The organism is Kaistella sp. SH40-3, from assembly GCF_030686865.1.
GTDB lineage: Bacteria > Bacteroidota > Bacteroidia > Flavobacteriales > Weeksellaceae > Kaistella.
Genome location: NZ_JAQYUS010000005.1, coordinates 34,118 through 57,350 on the forward strand (window position 1 = coordinate 34,118; position 23,233 = coordinate 57,350).

General features: G+C 34.3%; 19 protein-coding genes. 11 read left to right on the forward strand and 8 right to left on the reverse strand.

The window, feature by feature from the left end; genetic code table 11:
• Window positions 1-314 precede the first annotated feature (314 nt).
• The gene (locus PUH65_RS09345; protein WP_262493368.1) at window positions 315-440 is read left to right on the forward strand and encodes a hypothetical protein; all 126 of its coding nucleotides are present in this window, start codon (window positions 315-317) and stop codon (window positions 438-440) included.
• Between the two features lie 123 nt (window positions 441-563).
• Here PUH65_RS09345 and PUH65_RS09350 read toward each other — a convergent pair whose 3' ends face one another.
• The 5 genes from PUH65_RS09350 to PUH65_RS09365 all read right to left on the reverse strand — a co-directional run bounded on the left by PUH65_RS09350 (window position 564) and on the right by PUH65_RS09365 (window position 4,411).
• Window positions 564-1,541, reverse strand: a complete 978-nt coding sequence (locus tag PUH65_RS09350) for a type II toxin-antitoxin system HipA family toxin (RefSeq protein ID WP_305519737.1) — start codon at window positions 1,539-1,541, stop codon at window positions 564-566.
• Window positions 1,528-1,863: a HipA N-terminal domain-containing protein gene (locus PUH65_RS09355; protein WP_076387882.1), complete on the reverse strand. Its 336-nt coding sequence runs from the start codon at window positions 1,861-1,863 to the stop codon at window positions 1,528-1,530. The genes PUH65_RS09350 and PUH65_RS09355 overlap by 14 nt, the downstream gene beginning before the upstream one ends.
• Window positions 1,863-2,072 (reverse strand): helix-turn-helix domain-containing protein, encoded by a 210-nt coding sequence (locus PUH65_RS09360; RefSeq protein WP_076387880.1) that lies wholly within the window; start codon window positions 2,070-2,072, stop codon window positions 1,863-1,865. Before PUH65_RS09360 ends, PUH65_RS09355 begins: the two co-directional genes overlap by 1 nt.
• An 852-nt stretch (window positions 2,073-2,924) precedes the next feature.
• The gene (locus PUH65_RS14925; protein ID WP_370692033.1) at window positions 2,925-3,116 is read right to left on the reverse strand and encodes a hypothetical protein; all 192 of its coding nucleotides are present in this window, start codon (window positions 3,114-3,116) and stop codon (window positions 2,925-2,927) included.
• Window positions 3,117-3,133: 17 nt separating this feature from the next.
• Complete coding sequence (locus PUH65_RS09365) at window positions 3,134-4,411, reverse strand: T9SS type A sorting domain-containing protein (protein WP_305519738.1); 1,278 nt, start codon at window positions 4,409-4,411, stop codon at window positions 3,134-3,136.
• A 99-nt stretch (window positions 4,412-4,510) separates the two neighbouring features.
• Between PUH65_RS09365 and PUH65_RS09370 the strand changes: the two genes are divergently transcribed.
• The 7 genes from PUH65_RS09370 (at window position 4,511) to PUH65_RS09400 (ending at window position 15,021) form a co-directional block, all read left to right on the forward strand.
• On the forward strand, window positions 4,511-6,613 hold the full coding sequence (locus PUH65_RS09370; protein WP_305519739.1) for a TonB-dependent siderophore receptor: 2,103 nt from the start codon (window positions 4,511-4,513) through the stop codon (window positions 6,611-6,613).
• 2 nt (window positions 6,614-6,615) lie between these two features.
• Window positions 6,616-7,713, forward strand: a complete 1,098-nt coding sequence (locus PUH65_RS09375; RefSeq protein WP_305519740.1) for an HmuY family protein — start codon at window positions 6,616-6,618, stop codon at window positions 7,711-7,713.
• A 36-nt stretch (window positions 7,714-7,749) separates the two neighbouring features.
• Window positions 7,750-8,652 carry a DUF6607 family protein gene (locus tag PUH65_RS09380; protein ID WP_305519741.1) on the forward strand — a complete coding sequence of 301 codons (903 nt, stop codon included), beginning with the start codon at window positions 7,750-7,752 and terminating at the stop codon, window positions 8,650-8,652.
• A gap of 251 nt (window positions 8,653-8,903) precedes the next feature.
• Window positions 8,904-11,078: a TonB-dependent siderophore receptor gene (locus tag PUH65_RS09385; protein ID WP_305519742.1), complete on the forward strand. Its 2,175-nt coding sequence runs from the start codon at window positions 8,904-8,906 to the stop codon at window positions 11,076-11,078.
• 11 nt (window positions 11,079-11,089) lie between these two features.
• Window positions 11,090-11,713, forward strand: a complete 624-nt coding sequence (locus PUH65_RS09390; protein WP_305519743.1) for a hypothetical protein — start codon at window positions 11,090-11,092, stop codon at window positions 11,711-11,713.
• A gap of 159 nt (window positions 11,714-11,872) precedes the next feature.
• Window positions 11,873-13,024, forward strand: coding sequence for a PepSY domain-containing protein (locus PUH65_RS09395; RefSeq protein ID WP_305519744.1), 1,152 nt, complete (start codon window positions 11,873-11,875; stop codon window positions 13,022-13,024).
• Window positions 13,025-14,079: 1,055 nt separating this feature from the next.
• Window positions 14,080-15,021 (forward strand): hypothetical protein, encoded by a 942-nt coding sequence (locus PUH65_RS09400; protein ID WP_305519745.1) that lies wholly within the window; start codon window positions 14,080-14,082, stop codon window positions 15,019-15,021.
• Here the strand turns inward: PUH65_RS09400 and PUH65_RS09405 are convergent.
• Both PUH65_RS09405 and PUH65_RS09410 read right to left on the reverse strand, forming a co-directional pair.
• Window positions 15,013-16,230 (reverse strand): DNA cytosine methyltransferase, encoded by a 1,218-nt coding sequence (locus PUH65_RS09405; RefSeq protein ID WP_305519746.1) that lies wholly within the window; start codon window positions 16,228-16,230, stop codon window positions 15,013-15,015. The genes PUH65_RS09400 and PUH65_RS09405 overlap by 9 nt on opposite strands.
• A 147-nt stretch (window positions 16,231-16,377) precedes the next feature.
• Window positions 16,378-17,361: a hypothetical protein gene (locus PUH65_RS09410; protein WP_305519747.1), complete on the reverse strand. Its 984-nt coding sequence runs from the start codon at window positions 17,359-17,361 to the stop codon at window positions 16,378-16,380.
• Between the two features lie 222 nt (window positions 17,362-17,583).
• On the opposite strand from PUH65_RS09410, the gene PUH65_RS09415 reads away from it, so the two are divergent.
• Complete coding sequence (locus PUH65_RS09415) at window positions 17,584-17,841, forward strand: SemiSWEET transporter (protein ID WP_305519748.1); 258 nt, start codon at window positions 17,584-17,586, stop codon at window positions 17,839-17,841.
• A gap of 30 nt (window positions 17,842-17,871) precedes the next feature.
• On the opposite strand, the gene PUH65_RS09420 is transcribed toward PUH65_RS09415, so the two are convergent.
• Entirely contained in the window at window positions 17,872-18,633 is a 762-nt protein-coding gene (locus PUH65_RS09420) for a helix-turn-helix domain-containing protein (RefSeq protein WP_305519749.1), read from the reverse strand.
• Window positions 18,634-18,694: 61 nt separating this feature from the next.
• On the opposite strand from PUH65_RS09420, the gene dinB reads away from it, so the two are divergent.
• The gene (gene dinB, locus PUH65_RS09425) at window positions 18,695-19,843 is read left to right on the forward strand and encodes a DNA polymerase IV (RefSeq protein ID WP_305519750.1); all 1,149 of its coding nucleotides are present in this window, start codon (window positions 18,695-18,697) and stop codon (window positions 19,841-19,843) included.
• 290 nt (window positions 19,844-20,133) lie between these two features.
• The gene (locus PUH65_RS09430; protein WP_305519751.1) at window positions 20,134-23,193 is read left to right on the forward strand and encodes a DNA polymerase III subunit alpha; all 3,060 of its coding nucleotides are present in this window, start codon (window positions 20,134-20,136) and stop codon (window positions 23,191-23,193) included.
• The last annotated feature ends 40 nt before the right edge of the window (window positions 23,194-23,233 follow it).

Sequence of the window (23,233 nt, forward strand, 5' to 3'; positions counted from 1 at the left end):
GGAAGATAAGCTTGTTTGGTATGGCGTTTTTGGGGAATTATTTTAGCTTTGTATGGCTATGTATTGACGCTACAAGTCATTCATTTGGAAAATCCTATACCGTTTATGAAGGAGTATTATAATTATGTCTATCCTTTTTGCGTAGAAAATTGATGGTGTTAAACCCGATAAATATGATATAATAGATGCTTCAATTTGCTTTATATTTGTATTATCCTTTTTATGCCCAAAAAATAAAAATTAATTATTATTTCGCTACTATATCACTGCGCTTTAAATATTCTACATCCGAGTATCTCAAGCCGGTAAAAACATTGAAACATAAAAACGTCACTGGATATGCAGATAAATTGATAAAACTTTTTGGAGTTGATAGTGAAAGCAAAGAATATGATGATTTAGAAAAAGACAGTCCAGAAGATGATTTTCTCAGAACATGATACTTTCAAAAAGTTCAATTGATATTTGGAACAGCTTACAATAAAGGTAGATGTTATTATTTTTAAGAAATTGCTATTAGGTAAAGAATTACTATGTAATAAAAATCATCTGATTGATTCTCTTCAAGAGATTTTCTTTAATCTCGTCTGATAACTCTGTATAAAATTTCTTTTAAGTTGTTCACTGAGAAAAGAACGGCTAGTCAATTCAATGACTTCATTCTCGTGAGAAGTTAAATTTTTGAAAATTTTGGATATTATTTTTTCTGGTATTTCAGCTTTTTGACCCAACAAAATAAACTGCTCTTTTATTTTTCCTTTGGCAATGGATTTCGGTAAAAGAACGTCGCTTAAAGCAAAATCAGCATCTTCAATATGAATCTTAGTGTTGAGTAGATCATAAGCCGGACTTAATTTAAAATCACCTTGCTCTGTTTCTATTAGAGAAAAGTTTTTTAGATGAGCATCTCCATTTGAAAATAAATAATTGAAAAGAATTAATGTGAAAAGTTTTGGTGCTTCTACTTTTGAGGCAGGTACAAATTTTTTCAATGTTTCAAAAAGTTCCAAGCAATTTCCTTGGTATTTGTACTGTTCACCGTGTGTTGCAGGTGATTTTTGTAATAGAGAAGCAAAATCCTCAACAGCTAATTTTTCCCCGTTTTTTTTGACATCAAATCTTTTAGTAAGATAGGCGGGTTTTCCATTTTCAAAGAACGTCAAAGCATTTTCCGCAGTTTCTATTTTAAAAATTTGCTGTGCGATTTGCATCGTGAGATGTTCGTTTGCTGGTGCAAACTCATAGTTTTTTGGAAGGTCTGAAATTGGTTTCAAAATATATTGTCCGCGCTCGTCTTCAGTCGTTAACCGTAATTTTGAATTTTCGATGAGCAATGAGTATTTTTCCTGAAAACCTGAAATAGAAATATGCAGTTGATTTTCATTAAATACCGACCGCTCTTTGGAATCTGATGGCGATGTGTAGGGCAGAACAGGACTGATTTTTTTACCGTCAAACATTTTCTTTAAAACAATCGGACTGTAAGTATCAAAACCTTCTGTGAGTTTTCCTGGACAATATTTTATTTTATGCTGATCCATTTTTAATTCTTTCAATTGTTATAGCTCCCACTGTATCTGTGTTTGCAGTAGTTAAAAGAATTCCGAAAGCATCGGATTCATCAATTTTGTAAGTTTGGCAAACCATTCTTTTATTAATTCCTTCTGGCAAAAGATGGTAGAAAAATGGGAATAATTCTTTAGAGACGAATTCTTTCTGTGTTTTAGGGAGCGTTAGGCTTATGGGAGGTTTATTGGTGTCCAACAGCCAATCCTGATCATATTGAAAAATGAAACTACCATCATCATTCTGCTTCAGTACTCCGGCTGGTTGACCTTTGTATAAGACTTTTGCGGATCTCATTATTTAATGTTTTTAATTTCCAATTTAATTTCCAAACCTAAAGCATCGCAAATTTTTTGCAATGTTTCTAGCGTTGGATTTCCTTTTCCGCTTTCCAATTGTTTCAAGGTACGAAGTCCTACACCAGAAATTTCCGCAAGTGTTTCCTGCGTTACATTTAAAATTTTTCTACGTTCTTTGATGGGTACTATTAAATTACTTAGTGTCATATATTGCACTTTAAGTACAAATATACATCATTATTTTAATAATTAAATCATAAGTGTTATTTAATGCACTTTTTTAAATTTAATTTGGAAATTTTTACAGTTTAGACATTAAAGAGCTATTTATTGCACTTTTATTGGTTTCTAAAAATAAAATCCTGTGATCTGCACATTGAAGCCGATTATTCAATTAAAATTAGTTGTTTTGTTAATTACGCCTAGGTTGCCTTGAGCTTTAAATTTTTTTGGAAAGAGAGTAATACATTTAAGGTTGATATTTTTGTAAGTGTGAAAAAAGAAGTAACTTTGATAAATAAACCAATCAAAACCAACATTTTTTCAAGGTGAGTAATTAGGTGAGTAGCTGAGAAGTAATCTTTGAAAAGGCGTATGAATAGAGATATTTAAAGAGCATGTGACGGTTCCTAGTTCTCCGCCCAATAATAAGATAACCCGTTGTATTACAGCGGGTTATTTTTTTGTGCAATTTAATCACTATCTCTTTCCCCGCAGGTGAGATTTATCTTCAACTCAATTCTATTTTTACAACATTGAAATCGTCAGTTTTAATTCTGCTACGAGTAATATTATGATGGGGAATTGTTTTTATACGGGCGTTTCAAACACATATTGAAAACATATAGTTATGCATTAAACAGATTATTAAAAGATTCAGGTTGTTATTTTAGGAGTAATAATGTTTAGGAGAATTTTATTGAATTTAAGTATTTAATCTTGTAACACTGTTAACATACATTTTTACCCAAATTTACTTTAGTTTGTGATACCTGTTATTGATAAAAAAAGGATCGAAATCTTGCGATTCCAACCCTTCTCATTCTAGAAAAATTCTGTCTATTTAACTTTTGAGAGATTACCTATTTCTATAAACTGTCTTTTAATCGTATAATTTTTCAGTAAAAATTCAATAACATAATATCCAGATTTTAACTCTGAAGTATCCAAATTTTGAATTCCTTTCATGGTTTTCATTAGAAGACCTTTCGTATTATAGATTTTAATAGTTGTGATATCAGAATTTTTCATCTCAAAAAGTACATCAATTATTTCAAAATTAATTTTTTAGTTTCTGTATAAGATCCCACGTTAAGTTTAACAAGATAGACTCCTGATTGTAAACGGGATAAATCTAGATCTTTTTTGAAGAATCCTTGTGTTTTAGTAATTTCTGTTTGGTGAACTAATTTACCAGAAAAATCGTAAATACTGATGTTTCCTTTATTATCGAAACCAGTTTTTAAATCATACAAAAGAGTTACTTGTTTGTTCGGTGCAGGATTAGGATAAAGGCCGAATGAAACTTTAGAGTTTACCTCATTACTTCCTAATAAATCGGTAATGTCTTTATATTTGAAATACATATTTCCTGTCGTTGCACCACCATTCTCAGTAAAATACATTCTGTAGTATTTATTGTCTTCTTTGATATAGTAGACCATATCAGCAACCAATCCTGAAGTTGGTTTCCAAGAGTGTCCAATTGTGGTAATTCCTTTTTTGAAAGCAGTTTCAGTAGGTAAATTAATCGAATTTGTTGCCTGTGTTTCGGTCGCTTTAGCGACGGTAATTCTTGGACTTTGAATAATTCCGGAAAGTTGATACATCATTACGTTATTGTAGAAAGTCCAGTATTTGGTCAACATGAAGTCCCATTCTGCTTTCGGAGGTTCTACATTATTTACTTCCTGATTATTTAAAAGTGAAAAATAATTGAAGTAAGAATCTGCAGTTCCGTTAGCGATGGTTTTTGTTGTAGTTGCTTCCCAAGCAGCGCCATTCCATTTTGAATATTTAAAGGTATAACCACCAAAATAATCCGTAATCATGAATTTGATATACGTGTCATTTGGATATTTTAAAACATAGATTGTTTTTCCATCAATATGATGTGACCCGATGTTATAACAACCCCAACCTGTGGAAAGAATATTACACGTTAGATCAGCCTGTTCGAAAGCGCCTTCTTCTAAAGATTCGGTAAGGTCTGGATTGTAAAGAGGTTCTCCCCAGGTTGAAAGATTTGCGATATTGATATTGTCCCATTGTGTAGGATCTGTAGAGGCTTGATACGTATCTATTCCTTGTGCATCGTTAACTCTTGTTCCGAACGCGGTGGTTCCGTTTCTGTAAAATGCGACGTCCCAAATTTTTGCGTCTTGAGAAGTTAGTTTATTTTCCGATAAATCGAAGAATACCTGATTTTTATACGCAGCACCTGTGGTTGCATTTACTTGAGTATAACCGTTAGCATCTGTTTGTGCATTGACGTTGTTCATTATTCCTGCGGTTAGGAATGCGGAAAAAATAAATAGTGTTTTCATTGTTTTTATTTAGAATAATTAAAATTAATTTTGGCAAATGTAATCTTTATTTAGAATAATTAAAAATAATTTATTAGTTTTGCCACATAATTTTTAAAAATGAGAAAAACACTACTTTCTATAATTACAATATTTCCTTTATCGGTCGGGGTTTTAGTGCTTGCACAAAAAGATTCGGCAACTATTCAGGAAGTTGTTATTACCGGACAGTATAGCCAGCAATCGATTAAAAAGTCACTTTATAAAGTGGAAGTGATCACCACTGAGGATATCCAAAGGATGGCGGCGAACAATGTTGCCGAAGTTTTAAATCAAACTTTAAACATTTTAATCATTCCGGATAAAAATTCTGGTGATTCAAAAGCCAACATTTTAGGAATGGGCGCAGATTACACTAAAGTGTTGATCGATAATATTCCAGTAATTGGCGATACCGGTTTAGGAAGTAACATTGATTTAACCAAAATTAATCTGGATAATATCGAGAGAATAGAAATTGTAAAAGGTTCTATGGGAGTTGAATTCGGAAACAATGCAGTTTCTGGGGTGATCAATATTATCACCAAAAAATCATCCCAAAAGAAATGGAATGTGAGAGGTTCTATTCAGGAAGAAACGGTTGGCAAAGAATACGATTGGGTAGATTACGGCAAAGGAAGACACGTACAATCATTAAGTGTTTCTCATAATATTTCGGATAAATGGTTTGCAGATTTATCTTTAAACAGAAATGATTTTCAAGGTTTTTGGGGAGATAAACAAGGTAAGAATTATTTTGAACAAGATGGAAATCGAGGTTACGAATGGCAACCGAAAGAACAGTGGAATCCGGCATTTTTATTGAAATTTTCTTCACCGAAGACTCAGTTTTTCTACAAAGGAGATTATCTTTCAGAGGAAATAAATTATTATAATCCTGTCGTTGAGCAAAAATATCTGGGTGCAGGTGAAAGAACATTTGTCGCAGCCGACCGGGATTATTTAACCAAAAGAATGTTGCATCATTTCAATATTCAAACTGAATTATTTAAAAAATCAAAATTCTCTGGTGATTTGTCTTATCAAAAACAAACCAGAAAAAACAAAGACTATATTTTCGATATTCCGGCAAGAGAAACCATTTCCACCAATGATGAAAATGTGTATTATCAAGCAGAAACTTTCTACTCCAGAGGAACGCTCAGCAATTTTTTGGATTCTGAAAACACAAATGTTCAAATTGGTTACGAAGGAGATTACACCAAAGGTTTTGCAGGATTTACAACCGGAAGTTTTGCCGGTAATAACGTGATAAAAGATGTTTTGAGTGGAGGAGTTTTTGCGTCGGCAGAATTTAACCTTAGTGAACATTGGTTCTTACGACCAGGTGTGCGGGTTAATTTTTCCGATACTTTCAGTACAAAACCTAATTTCTCTTTGGTCTTTAAAAATAGAATTAGCGACCAGTCAGAATTTCGTGCGATTATAGGATCTGCGAATAAAAACCCAACTTTCGAACAGTTGTTCACTTATTTCGTTGACAGTAATCACGATGTTCGTGGAAATGAAGATCTTAAGCCTGAAAATTCTTTCTCAGGAACTTTATATTATACGAGAACGAGCAAGCCTGGAACAAATTTGAAATGGACATTGGATGTAAGTTCCATGTATTTACAAGTTCAGGATCGTATCGAAATGGCTTTGGTTAATGAGTCGCCTTTGCAGTATAAATACATTAATATTGACACCGATCAAACTTGGTTGAATACTGTTTCAGGTAAAATCTCCAATCAGAACTTTGGGTTTAATTTAGGATATTCAATCTTAGGGAGAGCCTTGCAGTTTGCTGGAAATACGGATAATACGTATCGGTTTTCTTCAGAAATTAACTCTTCGTTCTATTATAATTTGTTGAAACAAAGAACTTCATTTTCCATCTTCTTTAAAGGAATAGGAAAAAGCGACCGAATTGTAGAAGACAAAACTTTAGGAATTAATCAATATCTATTAACGGAACAAAAAGCATTCTCTTTGATGGATGCCTCGATTTCTCAGAAAATCTGGAAGAACCATTTTACTTTAACTGTTGGAGCGAGAAATATTTTAGATGTTTCTGAAGTTCAGAATACCTCAACAACTGGCGGTGCTCATAGTGGCGGAAGTTCTGCAGACCGACTTTTTTATGGAAGAAGTTATTTCACTCGTTTAAATTTTAATTTTTAAAAATGAAAAAAATAAAATACCCTTTTATCTTATTGCTGGTTTTGTCTGTTTTTACCTCGTGTATTCGGGAAGATAATACGCCGGTGAAAATTGAACCGATCAGTGGTGCGGTTGTAGATCCTGATATGGGCGGACCTACAGAAAAAAATCAGGTTTGGATCGAATTAAGTACTGGAACCGTGAAAACCACTTTGCGTGAAAACTGGGATTTAGGTTTCTATTCCGGAAATGAATTTCGTGTTATTCTTAACAGTTCATTGGTAATGGCTGCCGGAAAAATAGAAAACAGTTTCAATATTGATGCGGTGAATTCGGCCTCAGTGAAAAACTTGAAACCTTTGGTTCAGGTTGCGAATTTTACCGATAACTCCAAATATATTGATGATCCGAGTGGTGATATTTTAAATCAAACTACAGGTATTGAGGACATCAAAGCAAATGACGATGAGAATAATGTTTACTTAATTAATATGGGTTATAGCACTTATAATGGAGCAACAGTTCCGGGAAGTGTTTATACTTTGGGCGACGAAAGAGGTTGGAAGAAAATCAAGATTGTAAGATTCCAGGACGGTTATAAAATTCAGTATGCTAATTTGGATGAGACTACTCACAAAGAATATATCATTACTAAAGATTCAGAATACAACTACAAATTCTTCTCTTTCTTTAAAGGAACAGAAACAGAGATTCAACCTAAAAAGAAAAACTGGGATTTATGTTTTACCGTTTTCACCAATTTGGTACATAATCCAGATAACAATCTTCCGACTTCCTATATTTTCCCGGATGTTGTGCTTCATAATATATTGGGGAATGTAGGTGCTTATGAAATCACTACCGCAAACGGACAAGGTGAAGTAGACTATAACAAGTTTACCAAAGAAAATATTGATCATTCTCAATTTGTTTTTAATGATCAGCGAACCATTGGTGGAAATTGGAGAACTACGACTGGCGCAAACGGTGCTGAAGTTTACAGCAATAAATTTTATATCGTTAAAAATAGCGATGGCTTCTACTTTAAACTTCGTTTTTTAAGAATGAAAAATCAGGAAGGATTTAGAGGTTATCCTCAATTCGAATACAAGGCACTTTAAATAAAAAGATAAAACAAAACTTTAATAAATACTATTATGAATTCAAAAAAACTGTTTTCAGTTCTTGCAATTGGAGCGGCAATGTTTGTTCAGGCACAAAGCCAGCAAGATGTAAAAGCAATTAAGGCAATGACCGGTTGTTATGAAGTAAGTTTCAATTTTGCTGAAACCTTCTCACCTCAAAAAGATTACGAAAAGAAAAAAAATTACAGATCTGGCGCTTTGGAGTGGATTACTGTTGCTGAAGAAAGTCCTAAGAAAATCGAACTTCAACATATTTTGATCGTGAATCCACAAGGTTCTGGTAAAGATGCAGTTGTAAAACACTGGAGACAAGATTGGGTTTATGAAAATACTGATCTTCATACTTTTAATAAGGACAGCCACTGGAAATTTACAAAACTAGATCCGGTAAGCGTGAAAGGACAATGGACACAAATTGTTTATCAGGTTGATGATGCACCAAGATATTCTGGTAACGGAACTTGGGTTCATGTAGATGGTAGAAATTATTGGGAAAGTACAGCAGATGCTCCGTTGCCAAGAAGAGAATATACAACCAGAAAAGATTATAACGTAATGGTTCGTGGTAATCACCAGGAAATTTATGACTGGGGATGGATTCATGACCAGGACAATAAAAAAGTTTTAAGAACTGACGGTTCAAAAGACGTAACCATCGTTGAAGAAAAAGGCCGTGAATATTACACTAAAGTAGAAGACGGAAAATGTATCGTTGCCCAAAATTACTGGAATGATTATGCGCCACTTTGGTCAACAGTTCGCCAAACTTGGGATGAAGAATTGGCGAAAAAGAAAGACTTGAATGTTTTACCAAACGTTGAAGATATTTATTTGTACAAAGATTTAATGGAACTTACTCCAAAGCAAACGAAAGAAGCGAAGGAATTAGTGAAGAAATATATTGTTACTAAATAAGGAACATTAATAAAAAAGAGCATTAATTTTTTAGACTGAATGATGCTTTATTAGAAGCCTCGATCTCCGGATTGGGGCTTCGTCAATTTACAAAGGTTGTTTAAAAACGATCTTTCATTAGTTGTTATTTACAGTTTTTTACCATTATGATTGTACGGGTATTCATTCTTTTTAATTAGGTGATAATTATCATGTTACTATTCTTATTTAGAATCAATAAAAACAATAGTTTTGCTGAAAATTAAAAAACAATGAAACAGAAAATTGCAGTATCCGCTTTAGTATTAGGTGGTTTTTTCGCGCAAGCACAACAAGATTCCATTAGGAGAACGGTAAGCGTAGAGGAGGTAGAACTTTTCGGCGAAAGAAACAAAGTACAGGAAGGTTTACAAGTTATTACCAGATTGCCTTTAAAAACAAGAGATCAAATTCAAAGTATCTCTGTTGTTTCTGCTAAAGTAATCGAAGAACTTGGTGGACTTACCGTAACAGATGTTGCAAAAAACATTCCGGGAGTTACCCAGTTTGGCAGTTATGGTGGTACCAAAGAAAGTATGTCTATTAGAGGTTACCGAGGTGTTCCAGTTCTTAAAAACGGTGTGCAGATGGATTCTGATTTCCGTACAGGTTCTATGTTAACCGATATGCAAGGTGTTGAAAGTATTCAGGTGATTAAAGGTTCTGCTGCAGTTACGCAGGGAATTGGTAACGGACTTGGAGATGCAGGTGGTGTAATTAATATCGTAACAAAAACGCCAAGATTTTTTAATCAAACGAATGTTGGCTTCAGATACGGAAGTTGGGATTTTTACAGACCAACAGTAGATTTTCAAAGAGTTTTAGATAGTAATGGTAAGGTAGCGGTTCGTTTTAATGGCGCTTATCAAAATAGTAACAGTTTTAGAAAATATGTAAATACGGATCGTATCTACGTGAATCCTTCTATTTCTTACCGACCGGATGACAAAACAGAAATCATCGTCGAAATGGATTACATGAATAATAATGTAACCCCAGATCGAGGAACGGTGAATTTAGCAGATGGCGATACAGAAGCATTATACAGAATGCCAAAAGATAAATTCTTAGGATTTGCTACGGACAATGCCCATACTGAAACTTTCAATTTTGCGACTTCAGTGAATAGAAAATTGACTGATAAATTAAAGTTAAGAGCGGCGTTCATCAGTTCATCTTACGAATCAGAAACAATTGGTGCTGCTTTGGCAAAACCAAAAGATAAAGGTTGGGAATATAGAAACAGAACATTAACAAAATCAGGTCGTGAAGATTTAAACAAAGTATTCCAGTTTGATTTTATTGGTGCCGATGTAATGACAGGACCTTTGAAACATACCTTCCAAGTTGGTTTTGACTGGAAAGAATCGAATGTAACCACGACTTCTTACATTGCAAAAAATGTAGATCAAATTAATGTTTTAGAAAATATTAATAATTTCCTGCCGGCTGGTATTGATGGTGAGAATTTTACCTTAGCAGCAGCAAATCCTATTGTGAATACCAAAACGCCAACTTATGGATTAATGGCGCAAGATGTGATTACGATTAACAAATATGTTAAAGCGCATTTAGGGATTCGATACAGTAGAATCAACGGTTCAACTGAAGAAACAGATATCGATGCTTGGAATCCATCATTAGGTTTAATGATTTCACCAATCGAAAATATGAACGTTTTCGGATCATATACAAGTACAACTTCTTTGCGTTCTGCAAAAAATCCTTTGATTGAAGGTGGAGTAGTAGGAGCATCGAATACCAAACAATTTGAAGCGGGTGTTAAATCGGATTGGCTTAATCAAAAATTACGTTTCAACGTTACTTTATTTGATATTAAAACCGATAATCTTTCTTACTCTGTTTTAAATGATCAAGGAAACGCAACAGGATTCTTCGGTCTTGCCGGTGAATTAAGAAGAAAAGGAGTTGAAGTAGAATTGATTGGAAGAATTTTACCCAACTTACAAGTGATGACTGGTTATGCTTATTTAGATGCGCAATACCAAAACAGTCCGGCTTATGTTGATGGTTCTGCGCCAATGAACAGTCCGCATCATACCGCAAACGGTTGGTTAAATTATAAATTCAATACCGGAGTTTTAAACGGTTTAGATTTCGGAGCGGGAATTTATTATGTAGGAGAAAGACCGGTAGATGAATTCACCCAGAAAACAATTATTACAGGACACGCAAACAGCGTAACTCCAGGAATGAAACCTTTCGACATGCCGGCATATACTACGGTTGATGCGCAAGCAGGATATACTTTCACAAACGGACTTGGTCTAAGAGTATTTGTTAATAATATCTTTGATGCCATCGGATACAGTTCTTACTTCAGAGGTGGATATATCGATCAAATTCAACCAACCAATTTCTCAGCACAAATTAATTATAAATTCTAAAAATCAAAAACATGAAGAAAATAGTAATGAAATCATTTTTCGCCATAGCGCTTTCTTTAGTCGTAATGTCTTGTTCGAAAGAAGAAAAGAAAAGAGGCGTAGATTATGCACAATTCAAAACAGAAGTAACCATGACTCCTGAACAGGAAAAAAGTTACGATGAGATTACGAAAAAATATGCAGATTTAGGAGCCCAAAACTTTGAAGCAGCAAAAGCACAGGGCGCACAAATGGATCGCGTGGCTTTATCAATCAAAAATGAAGAACTTCGTGCAAAACAAAGCGAAGAAATGTCAAAGGTTTTAGACGCTCCCCAAATGGAAAAATTCAACAAGTTTGTCGATTCTAAATCTAGAAAAAGACCAAGATATAACAATGAACTTCTAGAGAAAATTAAAACAGAATTGGCTCTTTCTGAAGATCAGTTTGCAATGTTAAATGCAGCAAACGACGCTTTCGAAAAATCATTCTTTGATGCTCATGATATTTACCACGGTAATAATGACTTAGCAAAAGAATACTGGACAAAATTCGATGCTCAAAGAAAAGAGGCAGTGAAAGGAGTTTTCACCCAAGAACAAAACGAGAAATTCTTAGACTTAGTTAAAGATCAAAAACTAAAAGAAAGAGAATAAAGAAACATTCATATCAACACTTTTTTTATTATTGAAAAGCATTAAGACCAGTTGATCTGTCTTAATGCTTTTTCCTATTCTATAATTATGAAAACCTCCCGTACACAGAAAGTCCTTTTGAGAAAAAGGAGAAAAAAAGAATCGCTCTTTAAATATATAATGGGCCTCATCCATCTTTGGTTCGGGTTGCTTTCTGCTTTGGGCATTATTTTGGTGTGTTTGTCGGGATGTATTTATGCCTTTAAAAATCAGATAACGGATCTTCTGAACAGTGATATTGTCTTTGTTGAAAAGAAATTAGAACCTCGAAAAACACCGCAGGAACTTCAGAAAATGTTGTTGACTGAAGAAAAGGTTTTAAACAGTATTGTAATTCCGGTAAATAAAGACAGAAGTTATGTCATTTCTTACACTAAAAACAATACAGATTTCACGAGTTATTTTAATCCATATTCCGGAGCAGATTTAGGAATGCCGGCCGTAAGTACGAATCGGTTTTTTGAAATCATTCTCGATCTTCATCGTAATCTGTTGATGGGAAATGTAGGCAGACAAATTAATGGTGCAGGAATTTTGATGTTTTGCGTTTTAATATTTTCCGGATTTATTCTCTGGATTCCAAAAAAATTAAAACATTTGAAACAAGCCTTAACGGTAAAATTCAGTGGAAAATTTCAACGTATTAATTATGATCTCCACAACACGCTTGGTTTCTATGGAGCGATCTTGCTTCTTTTTATGGCGGCGACTGGTTTATATATCACCTATCCCTGGGTGAAAAATGTGATGATTGTTTCCCTTGGTGGTGAATCTATTAGTAATATCGCAGAAAGTTCTTCCACAGAAAATGATGCTTTTGGAGATATCTTTAAAGATATGCTCAATCGTCAGAAAGAGAAAACCAATTTGAAAGATGAAAAAGAAGTTTCCTTACAAGAGATTTTGACTTCTACAGATAAAATCCTTCCGTACAATGCAGTCACAACTTTGGAGTTACCGACTAAGGATAATCCGCGCTTTGTGGTTACCAAAATAAATACCGATAACTGGTTGGGTGCCATGTTGCCAGATCAAATTACTTTTGACAAAACGGGAAACTTTAAATCAAAAGAATTGTTCAGCGATAAACCATTGAATAAACAATTTACATCATTATCCAAACCTCTGCATACCGGAGAAATATTGGGATTAAAAAGTGTTATTCTCTATTTCATTGTTTGTTTCATCGGCTTCTCTTTACCGATTACCGGATTTATTTTTTGGTTTAATCGATTTAAAAAAAGCAAATCATCAGTAAATAAGAAGGGCTAGAATATATTTTCTGGGCAAAAAAAACTGGATTAAACCAAGTATCTTAAATTCAAAAGTTATTTCACATAAAAGAAAACTGGATGTACTAATTTAGTATATCACTAGTTCATCAGTTGATATCCTTACATCACTACTTAACATTAAAATATGAAAAAACAAAACTAAAGGCTGTTGGTTTAAGGCAACGAGTTATTGATATAAAATAACTTAAATCAATTATTATGGAGTTTGTAAAGACCAGTTTTTGAAGCCGACAGAAATAGCACGAAGATTATTTAAAATGACAGTTACGATTAAAAATAGAGAATTCGAGCGTGCTGTGAAATTGTAAAACTTTGTTAAGGCTTTAATATTTAATTACTTTTGCAACAACAATTTGGCAAGCATTTTTGTCATTTTCAATGAATTTAAATTTAACAATTCGATTAGTGCAATTGAACTTTAGTCAATTTATAAAATAAAGTTATGAAATCAACTGAAAACTTTACCACTATTCAATTTACTCAATGAAAACTTAATTGGAAAAGATGGAAAATCATTATTATCACATCTATTATTATGTAGGTCAGGCCTTACGTCGCCCTGAATTTGTATTGTATTTTCACCAGGATTGAAAGAGCAATTAGTATTAACTACACCGTCTGGTCGCATAGATCGTTTTTGATAATTGATTTCTGATTCGTCGCAAAAGATATATTTAAGATCAAGATTATCAAATAGACTTACAGAGGTATCTTTTCAAGTTATTATCGCAGGTTAAATATTACTTTATTTAAAATTTAGTGACGTAAAAACATTGTTTTGAGTATAAAAAATATCAAGTTTTTTCATAGCCCTAAACATTCAGGTAATTTAATAGGCTGTTATCTGATTTTAACTTCTATAAACATATTTAAAGAGAATTGATAACGATTCCTAGTTTTCCGCTCAAAACTCTATAAGTTTTATACTTCTAGGGATTTTTTTGAAAATTTTGGATCAAGAACCTATTAATTTCAATTCAAAAAAAAACTATCTTTGTTTGATAATGCATCTTAAAATCAATCCTTTACCGTATGATCAATTTGCTCCAATCAAAAAAGAAAATTGTCATTAATTCTGATATTGATGGGATTTTGTCGGGTTTGATGTTGCAGGAATTTTTGGGATGCGAAGTGGTTGGATTTTCTAACAGTGCAGATAAATTGTGGATCAGCGAGGATCAGTATGAATATCGAAAGGAGTTTGTCTTTATTGATATGTTTGTGGCTCCCGAAAACCTTGCGTGTATCGACCAGCACATTGTTTCTTTTAATGAAGAACATAATAAACGATTGGCATTAAATCCCCAGAAAATTAATCCCAATATTATCCGTGGACGGTATTTCTCTCCTCAAAATTCTTATTTCTCCAAATACCCTTTTGGAACCGTTCATTTCATCATTGCGGAACTGGAGCGAAACAATATTGATTTAAGTCGCCTATCACTATTTAAAGAAGGTCATGAATTACATCCGATTGATTTCTTTCTACGTGCTGATGATGCTTTGCTGACTTCTGTGAAAAATTATCCACAGAATGCAAAGGATTGGTGGAATTGGCTATTAAAATATTCTGCACAAGGAAATACAACAAAACAATTTATTGATTACACTTATTCCCGCTTAAATGTGGAACAAAATAAACGAACTGTTACCCAAAAACTTAAAGGGGAACCTTTCTATTGTGAAAAATCAGATGGCGGTTTTGTTGAAATTGCTGATTCCGAAAATTCACTGATTCCGAATTTCAAATTGTATGTCGATTATTTGGCAGAAATTACCAATTTGTCTCCTTTACATATTCCAGAGAAATTTAAAATCGTAGAAGGAATTGCAGAGCGAACTAACTTTAATAATGAGCATTCCCAAACCTTTGTAAACGAATCCAAAATTTTGGACAAGAAAATATTTTCCTACGCTTTTGTAAAATCATTTGGACAAGAAAACTCATTGAGTTATACTCATTCATTAAAGTGAAGGAACTGATTTTGATTTCGAATAATGATTAATAACTTGTCGGTCACCAAAAAGAAATCTTGCGAAAAGCTGAACCACATCTACGTTTACGGCGTTCCCGAATTGTTTATACGCAACCCGATCGCTCTCGGGCAATTTGAAAGTGTCGGGGAATCCTTGTAATCTGGCACATTCCCTTGGCGTGATGTATCTTTTTCGTTCACCCACAATTGAAGTTTGCGTAATGGCAACCAAAGCAGGGAAGTGGCTCGGCTGTTTTACGCGTAATCCAGATGGGCGAAAATGCATTAGCGTATTCCATAAAGTGGGCTGATCAACTTTTCCGGCTTGCCATTCTAGTTTGGCTTTGGATCCTTTGAAAAGTTTGATGGTTTCTGCTTTTTGAAGCCATTGATTAATGAATTCCTTATTCGTTTCGTAGAGTTCGTTATTTTTGAGAATAAAGTTCTTTTTCCATGCCGGGAATGCTTCTAAATCTTCCTCCAAATCCAATTCTGTAAGTCGGTCTGCCCAAATGGGAAATCCGGGTAAAGGTTTTTTTATATTTTTAATGAATTCATCCCAGTAATTAATGAGTTGAATTTCATCTTTAGATAAGTGATAAGTTTCTAAATTGGTAATCTCCTCATTCTTTTGAAGAACCTCATCAGCATTGGCTTCTTTAATGTTGGTTTTGTCAAAATGAAATTCCGGAAGTTCACCCAAATCTGCCCTTTTACAAAGAATGAAAACACGCTCGCGATGTTGCGGATGTGCTAAAAAATGTGGACTAAAGATGATGGGTTTTTCATGAATATGGTAACCCAGATCTTTGATGTTTTCATAAATCGTTTTCCAGGTCAAGCCGTTATCGTGGGTAGCCAAATTCCGAACATTTTCCAGCAACATATATTTGGGTTGATGCTTTTTGGCAATTCGTAAAATGTCGTAAAATAAGGTTCCTCTTGGATCATTAATACCTTGTCTGTTCCCGGCTTTAGAGAAAGATTGGCAAGGGAAACCACCACAAATAACATCATGTTCTGGAATGGATTTTTCATCAACTTTAGTAATGTCGTCCGCTGGCAATAATCCGTAATTATTGAAGTAAACTTGTCGGCAGTTTTTATCAATATCTGAAGCGAAAACACACTCCCCACCTAATCGTTCCATCGCTTGATGAAATCCGCCAATACCACAAAAAAGATCTATAAATTTGAATTTCTCCAACGATTAATAATTTGAGTCCAAAAATAGCGAAAAAATACTCGGTCCTTAGGTTTCGTTAAGTGATTTCTAGATGAGATTACTGTGAGTTTTTCTAACTTAAAAACTTTAAGACAAAATTAATTTTCGCCCTGTTTTTTAATGAATTTCTTAAAATGGCAAATCAATATTTTCTGGATTAACGAAATCCTTGGAATACGGATTCTCCAGAAAACTTAGAAAAGGTTTTTGAAACTGAATAATATCTCCTCTTTCGATGCCATAAACCGACCAGTAATTGGTTAATAATTGTGCAAAAATTTCGTCATCCCAAAATCCGAAAACAGGACGATTTGCATTAGCTGTAATAGGAAGTGCTTCTATCGTAATTCCGTGATCGGTGTTTTCAATTTTATATTCTGGTTTGTACTGTAAAATATAATCTGAATAATGAAATCTTGCGAACAGTTCTTCAAACTGAATAGGATGTAAAACATGGCCTTTCATTTTTTCCAGAATATCTTTTTGCTTCTCGCCGATAACTCCATTATCCTGTAAACACGCAATAAACCCAAAACCATTCACGCCAAACTGGAACAATAAATTAACGGTATCATCGCGATAACTGAAAATATCGGCCGAATATTTTAATGGAAAAACGGCAATACTCCACGGTTTATTTCCCACAAAAGAAATTGGTTTTACAATCGATTGCATCATCAAATGGAAGTTTCCAAAACGTTCCCGCAGCGTATCAGACAAATCGAAATTTTCTCTCATTCTGAGTTTGCGTGCGCTTTCATACCGCATTTCGTAATACAACATTCCATAAACCATTCTTCCAGTCCAAAGGAAAAGCAATTGTTCATCGAGGGCTGCCATGCCTTCATATCCTTTTTTGTAAGCAACTTGAATTTTTTCTTCTAAGTCTTCAAACGCTTTTTTCACGCGTGGAGAACACGGTAATTGAAGATCTGCGTAAGTGTAAGATTTGGATTTATCCATCATTTCAATTCGGTCACCGCCAAATTTAAAATGATCCATTAACCAAACTGGATAAACAGACATTTTTTCGGTGGTTAAATCTCCGGTAAGAAAGCAGAATTGTTCGTCGAAAATTAAATCCTGAAAAGGATTAAAAAGTGATAAAGACATAAATGAGTAACAAATTAAGTTTTGAAAATTCTTGCAAAGTTAGCCATAATGGATGGATTTGTTTATTCAATTTTTATAGAAATTCCATCTTTAAACCAAAGAAAACTTATGATTAGAAAGAGAGTAGAGTATTATTAATCTAAAATTACATCCTTTGTATTATTAAAATCTTTTCAAATTATATAGGTTTCTTTCCTTAATTTAGTTTTTTAATAAATGAACATGAACGAAAATATTTTAGGTTTAGTCGCAGGTGGAATTACCTCAGTCGCCATGCTGCCTCAACTCATCAAAGTTTTAAAGGAAAAGGATGTAAAAGATTTGTCTTTATTAATGATTCTTTTCTTAATCACAGGATTGTCTTTGTGGGTTTGGTATGGTTTCATCAAAGACGAATTGCCTATTATTTTGTCTAATGCTTTTGCTGTATTGGTTAATGTTTCTCTGCTAATTTCTTATTTTATATATCGTAAAAAGTAGATTTCCATGTGGCAAAATTAATGGTTGATTTTATCTTTTTTTAATCAAATCAATTTCTTTCTTTAAACTCAAAAACATTTCCTTCACCGTCATCATATCCAAAGTCTCCGTCTCAAATTCTGCGGTATTAATACTGCATGCATATTCCCAAATTTCGACCAATTCAGAAAGTTTAATATCATAAGGTTTATACAACGGATTATCCGAACTCACCGTAATGCTTTTTGAAGTTTTCTTTTCAAATCTTTTATAAACAACACCTTCATTTTGGGTAATGAAAATATAAGTCTTGTCTTTCTTCAAATCACTCACATTTTCCACATATTTCCCCACGATGAATGTTCCGTCTTTAAAAGGCGGCATCGAATCTCCACTCGCCGGAAAAGCCCGAAACTTCCCGTTCCTCAAAAACGGTAAAGAAATGGTTTGTAGTTTTTCAATATATTCGGGATCGCTATACCCTTGCAAATAACCCATCTGGGCTTTTTCGGGAATAATTTCTATTTTGTTTTCGCCTTTTTCATCCACCATAATCGGAAGGATGGTACGGTTATCAGGAAGTTTCATCATCTTTTCTAATGAATATTTACTCAAGTCCAGACCGACCAATAAATCGATGCTTATTCGGTAATATTTCGACAGACGAATCAGGATTTCGATAGGCGGTTCACTGGAACCATCTTCATATTTGGCGTACCGTCCGCGCGTTATAAGAAGGTTATCTGCGATTTTCTGTTGCGAGTATTTTTGCTGACCTCTCAGATACCGCATGTTTTCTGATAAAATTGACATTGCTATAAATTATAGCAACAAATATACAAATAATTGATATAAATCATACTAATTTTGTACCATGGAAAGAGCAATTGCACATATGGATTTGGATACTTTTTTTGTGTCCTGTGAAAGATTACAGGAATCGAAACTCAACGGAATTCCCGTCATCATCGGTGGTGGTGACCGTGGAGTAGTAGCATCCTGTTCTTATGAAGCGCGTTATTTTGGCGTTCGTTCTGCCATGCCGATTAAAATGGCGATGAGGTTATGTCCGGAAGCAAAAGTAATTCGTGGTGACTACGAACGATACTCTAAATTTTCAAAAGAAGTCACCGAAATTATTCAGGAGAAAGTTCCTGTTTTAGAAAAAGCCAGCATCGATGAATTTTATATGGATTTATCCGGCATGGATCAATTTTTTGGCTGTTATCAATGGACCAGGGAAATTGCAGATTCTGTTACGAAAAATACGGGGTTACCGATCAGTTTCGCTTTGTCCACGAACAAAACCGTTTCCAAAATTGGGACCGGAGAATCGAAACCCGTCGGAAGATTAGAAATTCCGGCTCAAAATATAAAACCTTTTCTTAATCCTTTATCTGTCCGGAAAATTCCGATGGTTGGCGATGTTACTTTTCAATTGCTTTCCCGGGTTGGAATCAGAACAATTCAGACTTTAGCCGAAATGCCCGTTTCGGTTTTGCAGCAAATGATCGGTAAAAATGGTAGCGAACTTTGGAAAAAAGCCAACGGAATTGATTTGACTCCCGTGGTTCCTTATGCTGAAAGAAAATCACTCTCCTGCGAACATACTTTTATGAATGACACGATGGATATTTTCGAATTGAAAAGACTGATTTCAGGAATGGCAGAATCGTTGGCCTATCAACTCCGAAAAGAAAAATGGCTGACTTCCACAGTAGTTTTAAAAATCCGATATGCCAATTTCGATACCGAAACCAAACAGTGTAAAATCTCTTATACTTCTATCGATCATACTTTAGCCAGAGTCGCTTTGGATTTATTTGAAAAACTCTACACCCGAAGAATGCGACTTCGTTTGGTCGGATTACGATTTACCAATCTCGTTCACGGAACCTATCAAATGAATTTATTTGAAGACAGCGAAGAATTAATGAATCTCTACCAAGCCATGGACCGAATGAAAAACCGTTTCGGCAAAAATGCTTTAGGACGAGCGTCGGGATTTGAATTGGTTTCCTGAATCATAAAATTTTTCAACCACAAAGTTTTATTAACTACAAATCGAAGATTCAATGATTCCATTAAAAATAATAAATAAGAAGAAGTAAAAGTCACAAAAGTTTTATTTTTTTTAAGTTATGCAAAAGACCAAAAAAGGTGATGTTAACATTTCCCTTTGCTAAGTGTTAACGCCTTTGCGACCGTAATTTTTAAAGAGTCCTTTTGTCCAAATCTTTGCGTCTTTGCGTTAAATATTAAACGTAAGATCTAAAATCTAGAATTTAAAATCTATAATTCAAAATTAATATCGTGTTCCTCAATTCCCACACTTTTCACAGTCTCCGCTACGGCACTTTATCGGTTGAAGAACTGGTAAAGCAAGCCGCCGATTCTGGTGCGAAAAGTTTGGTTTTGACTGATATTAATACGGTTACGGCGATTTATGATTTTAAAAAAGAATGTGAAAAAGTTGGCATCAAACCAATTGTTGGAATGGAAATTCGTAAAGAAAACCAACTCCTTTATATTACGATTGCCAAAGATGAAACCGGAATTGCAGAAATCAACCGTTTGCTCACCAATCATAATTGCGATGGCGCAGAACTTCCTCAAGTTTCACCAAATTTTCAGAAAGTTTTTGTGATTTATCCTTTGGGAAATATTCCAGATGAATTAAAAGAAAATGAGTTTATCGGCGTTCGGGAAGAAGAATTGAATCTTTTGATTCGTCCGGAATGGAAAGGGTTTTTAGATAAAATGGTCATTCTGCATCCGATTACTTTTAAAACTAAAAAGGAATTCAATCTGCACCGAATTTTAAGAGCCATTGATCAGAATACTTTGATTTCAAAACTGTCGGAAACTGATTGCTGTTCACCGAATGAAGTTTTTGAACCTGTAGAAAGTATTCTTGAAAAATTCAAAAGATATCCAAAGATGATTCAAAATTCCCAATTCATTCTTGATCATTCTGAATTCAATTTTGATTTTAAAACGCCAAAAAATAAAATATACTTTACCGAAAATAAAGAAAGCGATGATTTACTTTTAAGGAAACTCGCTTATGAAGGTTTGGATAAACGATATCCGGAAAGAACTCAAATCGTTATTGATAGAATTGAGAAAGAACTGAAAGTCGTTACTGAAATGGACTTTGCTGGTTATTTTCTGATCACTTTGGATATTGTGAAATACAGCATGAGTCGTGGTTTCCTGCATGTCGGTCGTGGAAGTGGCGCAAACAGTATCGTAAGTTATCTGCTTGGAATTACAGAGATTTGTCCCATTGAACTGAATCTTTATTTTGAACGTTTTCTGAATAAACAACGTAAAAATCCGCCTGATTTTGATATTGACTGGAGTTGGCGCGAAAGAGATGAAATTTTAAAATATATTTTTGAGCGTTACGGAAAAGAACATGTTGCTTTTTGTGGAACGAATGTCGAATTTAAATACCGTTCTATTTTTCGGGAAGTTGGGAAAGCCTTTGGTTTGCCTAAAGAAGAACTCGATGTTTTGGCGAAAAACCCCATGGCAATTCACGATGATAATAAAGTCGTAAAACTCGTTCAGAAATACGGAATGTTATTGGAAAAATTTCCGAACCAAAGAAGTATGCATTCTTGCGGAATTCTAATTTCCCAGGAACCGATTACGAATTATACGGCTTTGGAAATGCCACCGAAAGGTTTCCCGATTGTGCAGTTTGATATGAATGTGGCGGAAGATATTGGTTTTGAAAAATTTGATATTCTTTCTCAGCGCGGATTGGGAACCATTAAAGATACTTTGGATCTCGTTAAAAAGAATCAGGGAATTGATATTGATATTCACAACACGACCCTTTTTAAAAATGATAAAAACTGCAATGATTATTTAAGTTTGGGAAAAACGATTGGGTGTTTTTATATTGAAAGTCCCGCCATGCGTGGATTATTGCGACGTTTGAAATGTGAAGATTATAAAACCTTGGTTGCGGCATCTTCGATTATTCGTCCCGGTGTGGCGAAAAGTGGAATGATGAAAGAATATATTTTCCGACATAATAATCCCACGAAGTTTGAATATTTTCATGATATTTTTAAAGAACAACTCGGTGAAACTTACGGAATCATGGTTTATCAGGAAGATGTGATTAAGATCGCGTTGCATTTCGGAGGAGTTTCTGCAGATGATGGCGATGTGTTGCGACGGGCGATGAGCGGAAAAAGTCGGTCAATTCAAAAATTGCAGGAAGTACGCGACCATTTCTTCGAATCCTGCGCAGAAAAAGGTCATCCCGAACAATTATCAAAAGAAGTGTATCGCCAGATTGAATCGTTTGCAGGTTATTCTTTTTGCAAGGCGCATTCCGCTTCTTATGCTGTTGAGAGTTATCAGAGTTTGTATTTAAAGGTGAATTATCCAATTGAGTTTATGGTTGCTGCGATTAATAATGGTGGCGGTTTTTATAGAACGGAAGTGTATGTCCATGAATGCAGAATGGGCGGTGGAAAAATTCATAATCCGTGTGTGAATAAGAGTTTATTTGAAACGACAGTTTACGAAGAAGATGTTTTTCTAGGTTTCATGCATATTGAAAAATTAGAAAGTAGAATTGCGAATTTTATTCCGGAAGAAAGAAAGAAAAATGGCGATTATATTTCTTTAGAGAATTTTATTAAACGTGTTCCGGTGGGAATTGAAACGTTGCAGACTTTGATTTTTGTAGGTGCTTTTCGATTTACGGGAAAACCGAAAAATGAACTTTTGATTGAAGCGCGTTTGCTCATGATTCATTTCAAACCTGAAAATCGATTACCTTCTTTTTTTGAAACTCCAGTTCAGGAATATCAACTTCCGGTGTTGAAAAGAAATCGGTTTGAAGATGCTTTTGATGAGATAGAAATTCTCGGGTTTTCCGTTTCTTGCAGTCCGTTTGATTTGTTGCAGACAAAATACCGCAGTATCATCATGGCAAGGCATTTACCGCAGTATCATAAACGACAAGTGAGAATGTTGGCGTATTTAATTTCCAGAAAACACGTTCCGACGAAAAAAGGAACCATGTTTTTCGGAACCTGGATTGATGCAGAAGGAAACTTTTTTGACACGGCACATTTTCCTGATAATTTACAGAAATATCCTTTTCAGGGTGGCGGTTGTTATTTGTTGTTGGGACAAGTAGAAGTTGATTTTCATTTTCCTACGATTACGATTTTCAAGATGGCAAAAATGCCTTTTATTCCAGATCCAAGATATGCCGAAGATCAGCAGAAAAGTTATGAAGTACACAAAAAAATAAATGAAGATGTGAGCATGACGACGAGAAATCCTTATCCGCAAGAACATGAAATTGGATTGCCGAGGAATAAAATGGTGGTGAAGTGATGTTTTAAAAATTAAAACTATCTTTAAACTTCAAAAAATT

What these genes read in the sequence shown, in the direction of transcription:
- PUH65_RS09365 (WP_305519738.1), bottom strand. Translation starts at nt 4,411, where the DNA reads ATGAAAACACTATTTATTTTTTCCGCATTCCTAACCGCAGGAATAATG.
- PUH65_RS09415 (WP_305519748.1), top strand. Translation starts at nt 17,584, where the DNA reads ATGAACGAAAATATTTTAGGTTTAGTCGCAGGTGGAATTACCTCAGTC.
- dinB (WP_305519750.1), top strand. Translation starts at nt 18,695, where the DNA reads ATGGAAAGAGCAATTGCACATATGGATTTGGATACTTTTTTTGTGTCC.
- PUH65_RS09375 (WP_305519740.1), top strand. Translation starts at nt 6,616, where the DNA reads ATGAAAAAAATAAAATACCCTTTTATCTTATTGCTGGTTTTGTCTGTT.
- PUH65_RS09420 (WP_305519749.1), bottom strand. Translation starts at nt 18,633, where the DNA reads ATGTCAATTTTATCAGAAAACATGCGGTATCTGAGAGGTCAGCAAAAA.
- PUH65_RS09400 (WP_305519745.1), top strand. Translation starts at nt 14,080, where the DNA reads ATGATCAATTTGCTCCAATCAAAAAAGAAAATTGTCATTAATTCTGAT.
- PUH65_RS09360 (WP_076387880.1), bottom strand. Translation starts at nt 2,072, where the DNA reads ATGACACTAAGTAATTTAATAGTACCCATCAAAGAACGTAGAAAAATT.
- PUH65_RS14925 (WP_370692033.1), bottom strand. Translation starts at nt 3,116, where the DNA reads ATGAAAAATTCTGATATCACAACTATTAAAATCTATAATACGAAAGGT.
- PUH65_RS09380 (WP_305519741.1), top strand. Translation starts at nt 7,750, where the DNA reads ATGAATTCAAAAAAACTGTTTTCAGTTCTTGCAATTGGAGCGGCAATG.
- PUH65_RS09385 (WP_305519742.1), top strand. Translation starts at nt 8,904, where the DNA reads ATGAAACAGAAAATTGCAGTATCCGCTTTAGTATTAGGTGGTTTTTTC.
- PUH65_RS09390 (WP_305519743.1), top strand. Translation starts at nt 11,090, where the DNA reads ATGAAGAAAATAGTAATGAAATCATTTTTCGCCATAGCGCTTTCTTTA.
- PUH65_RS09370 (WP_305519739.1), top strand. Translation starts at nt 4,511, where the DNA reads ATGAGAAAAACACTACTTTCTATAATTACAATATTTCCTTTATCGGTC.
- PUH65_RS09355 (WP_076387882.1), bottom strand. Translation starts at nt 1,863, where the DNA reads ATGAGATCCGCAAAAGTCTTATACAAAGGTCAACCAGCCGGAGTACTG.
- PUH65_RS09410 (WP_305519747.1), bottom strand. Translation starts at nt 17,361, where the DNA reads ATGTCTTTATCACTTTTTAATCCTTTTCAGGATTTAATTTTCGACGAA.
- PUH65_RS09395 (WP_305519744.1), top strand. Translation starts at nt 11,873, where the DNA reads ATGGGCCTCATCCATCTTTGGTTCGGGTTGCTTTCTGCTTTGGGCATT.
- PUH65_RS09350 (WP_305519737.1), bottom strand. Translation starts at nt 1,541, where the DNA reads ATGGATCAGCATAAAATAAAATATTGTCCAGGAAAACTCACAGAAGGT.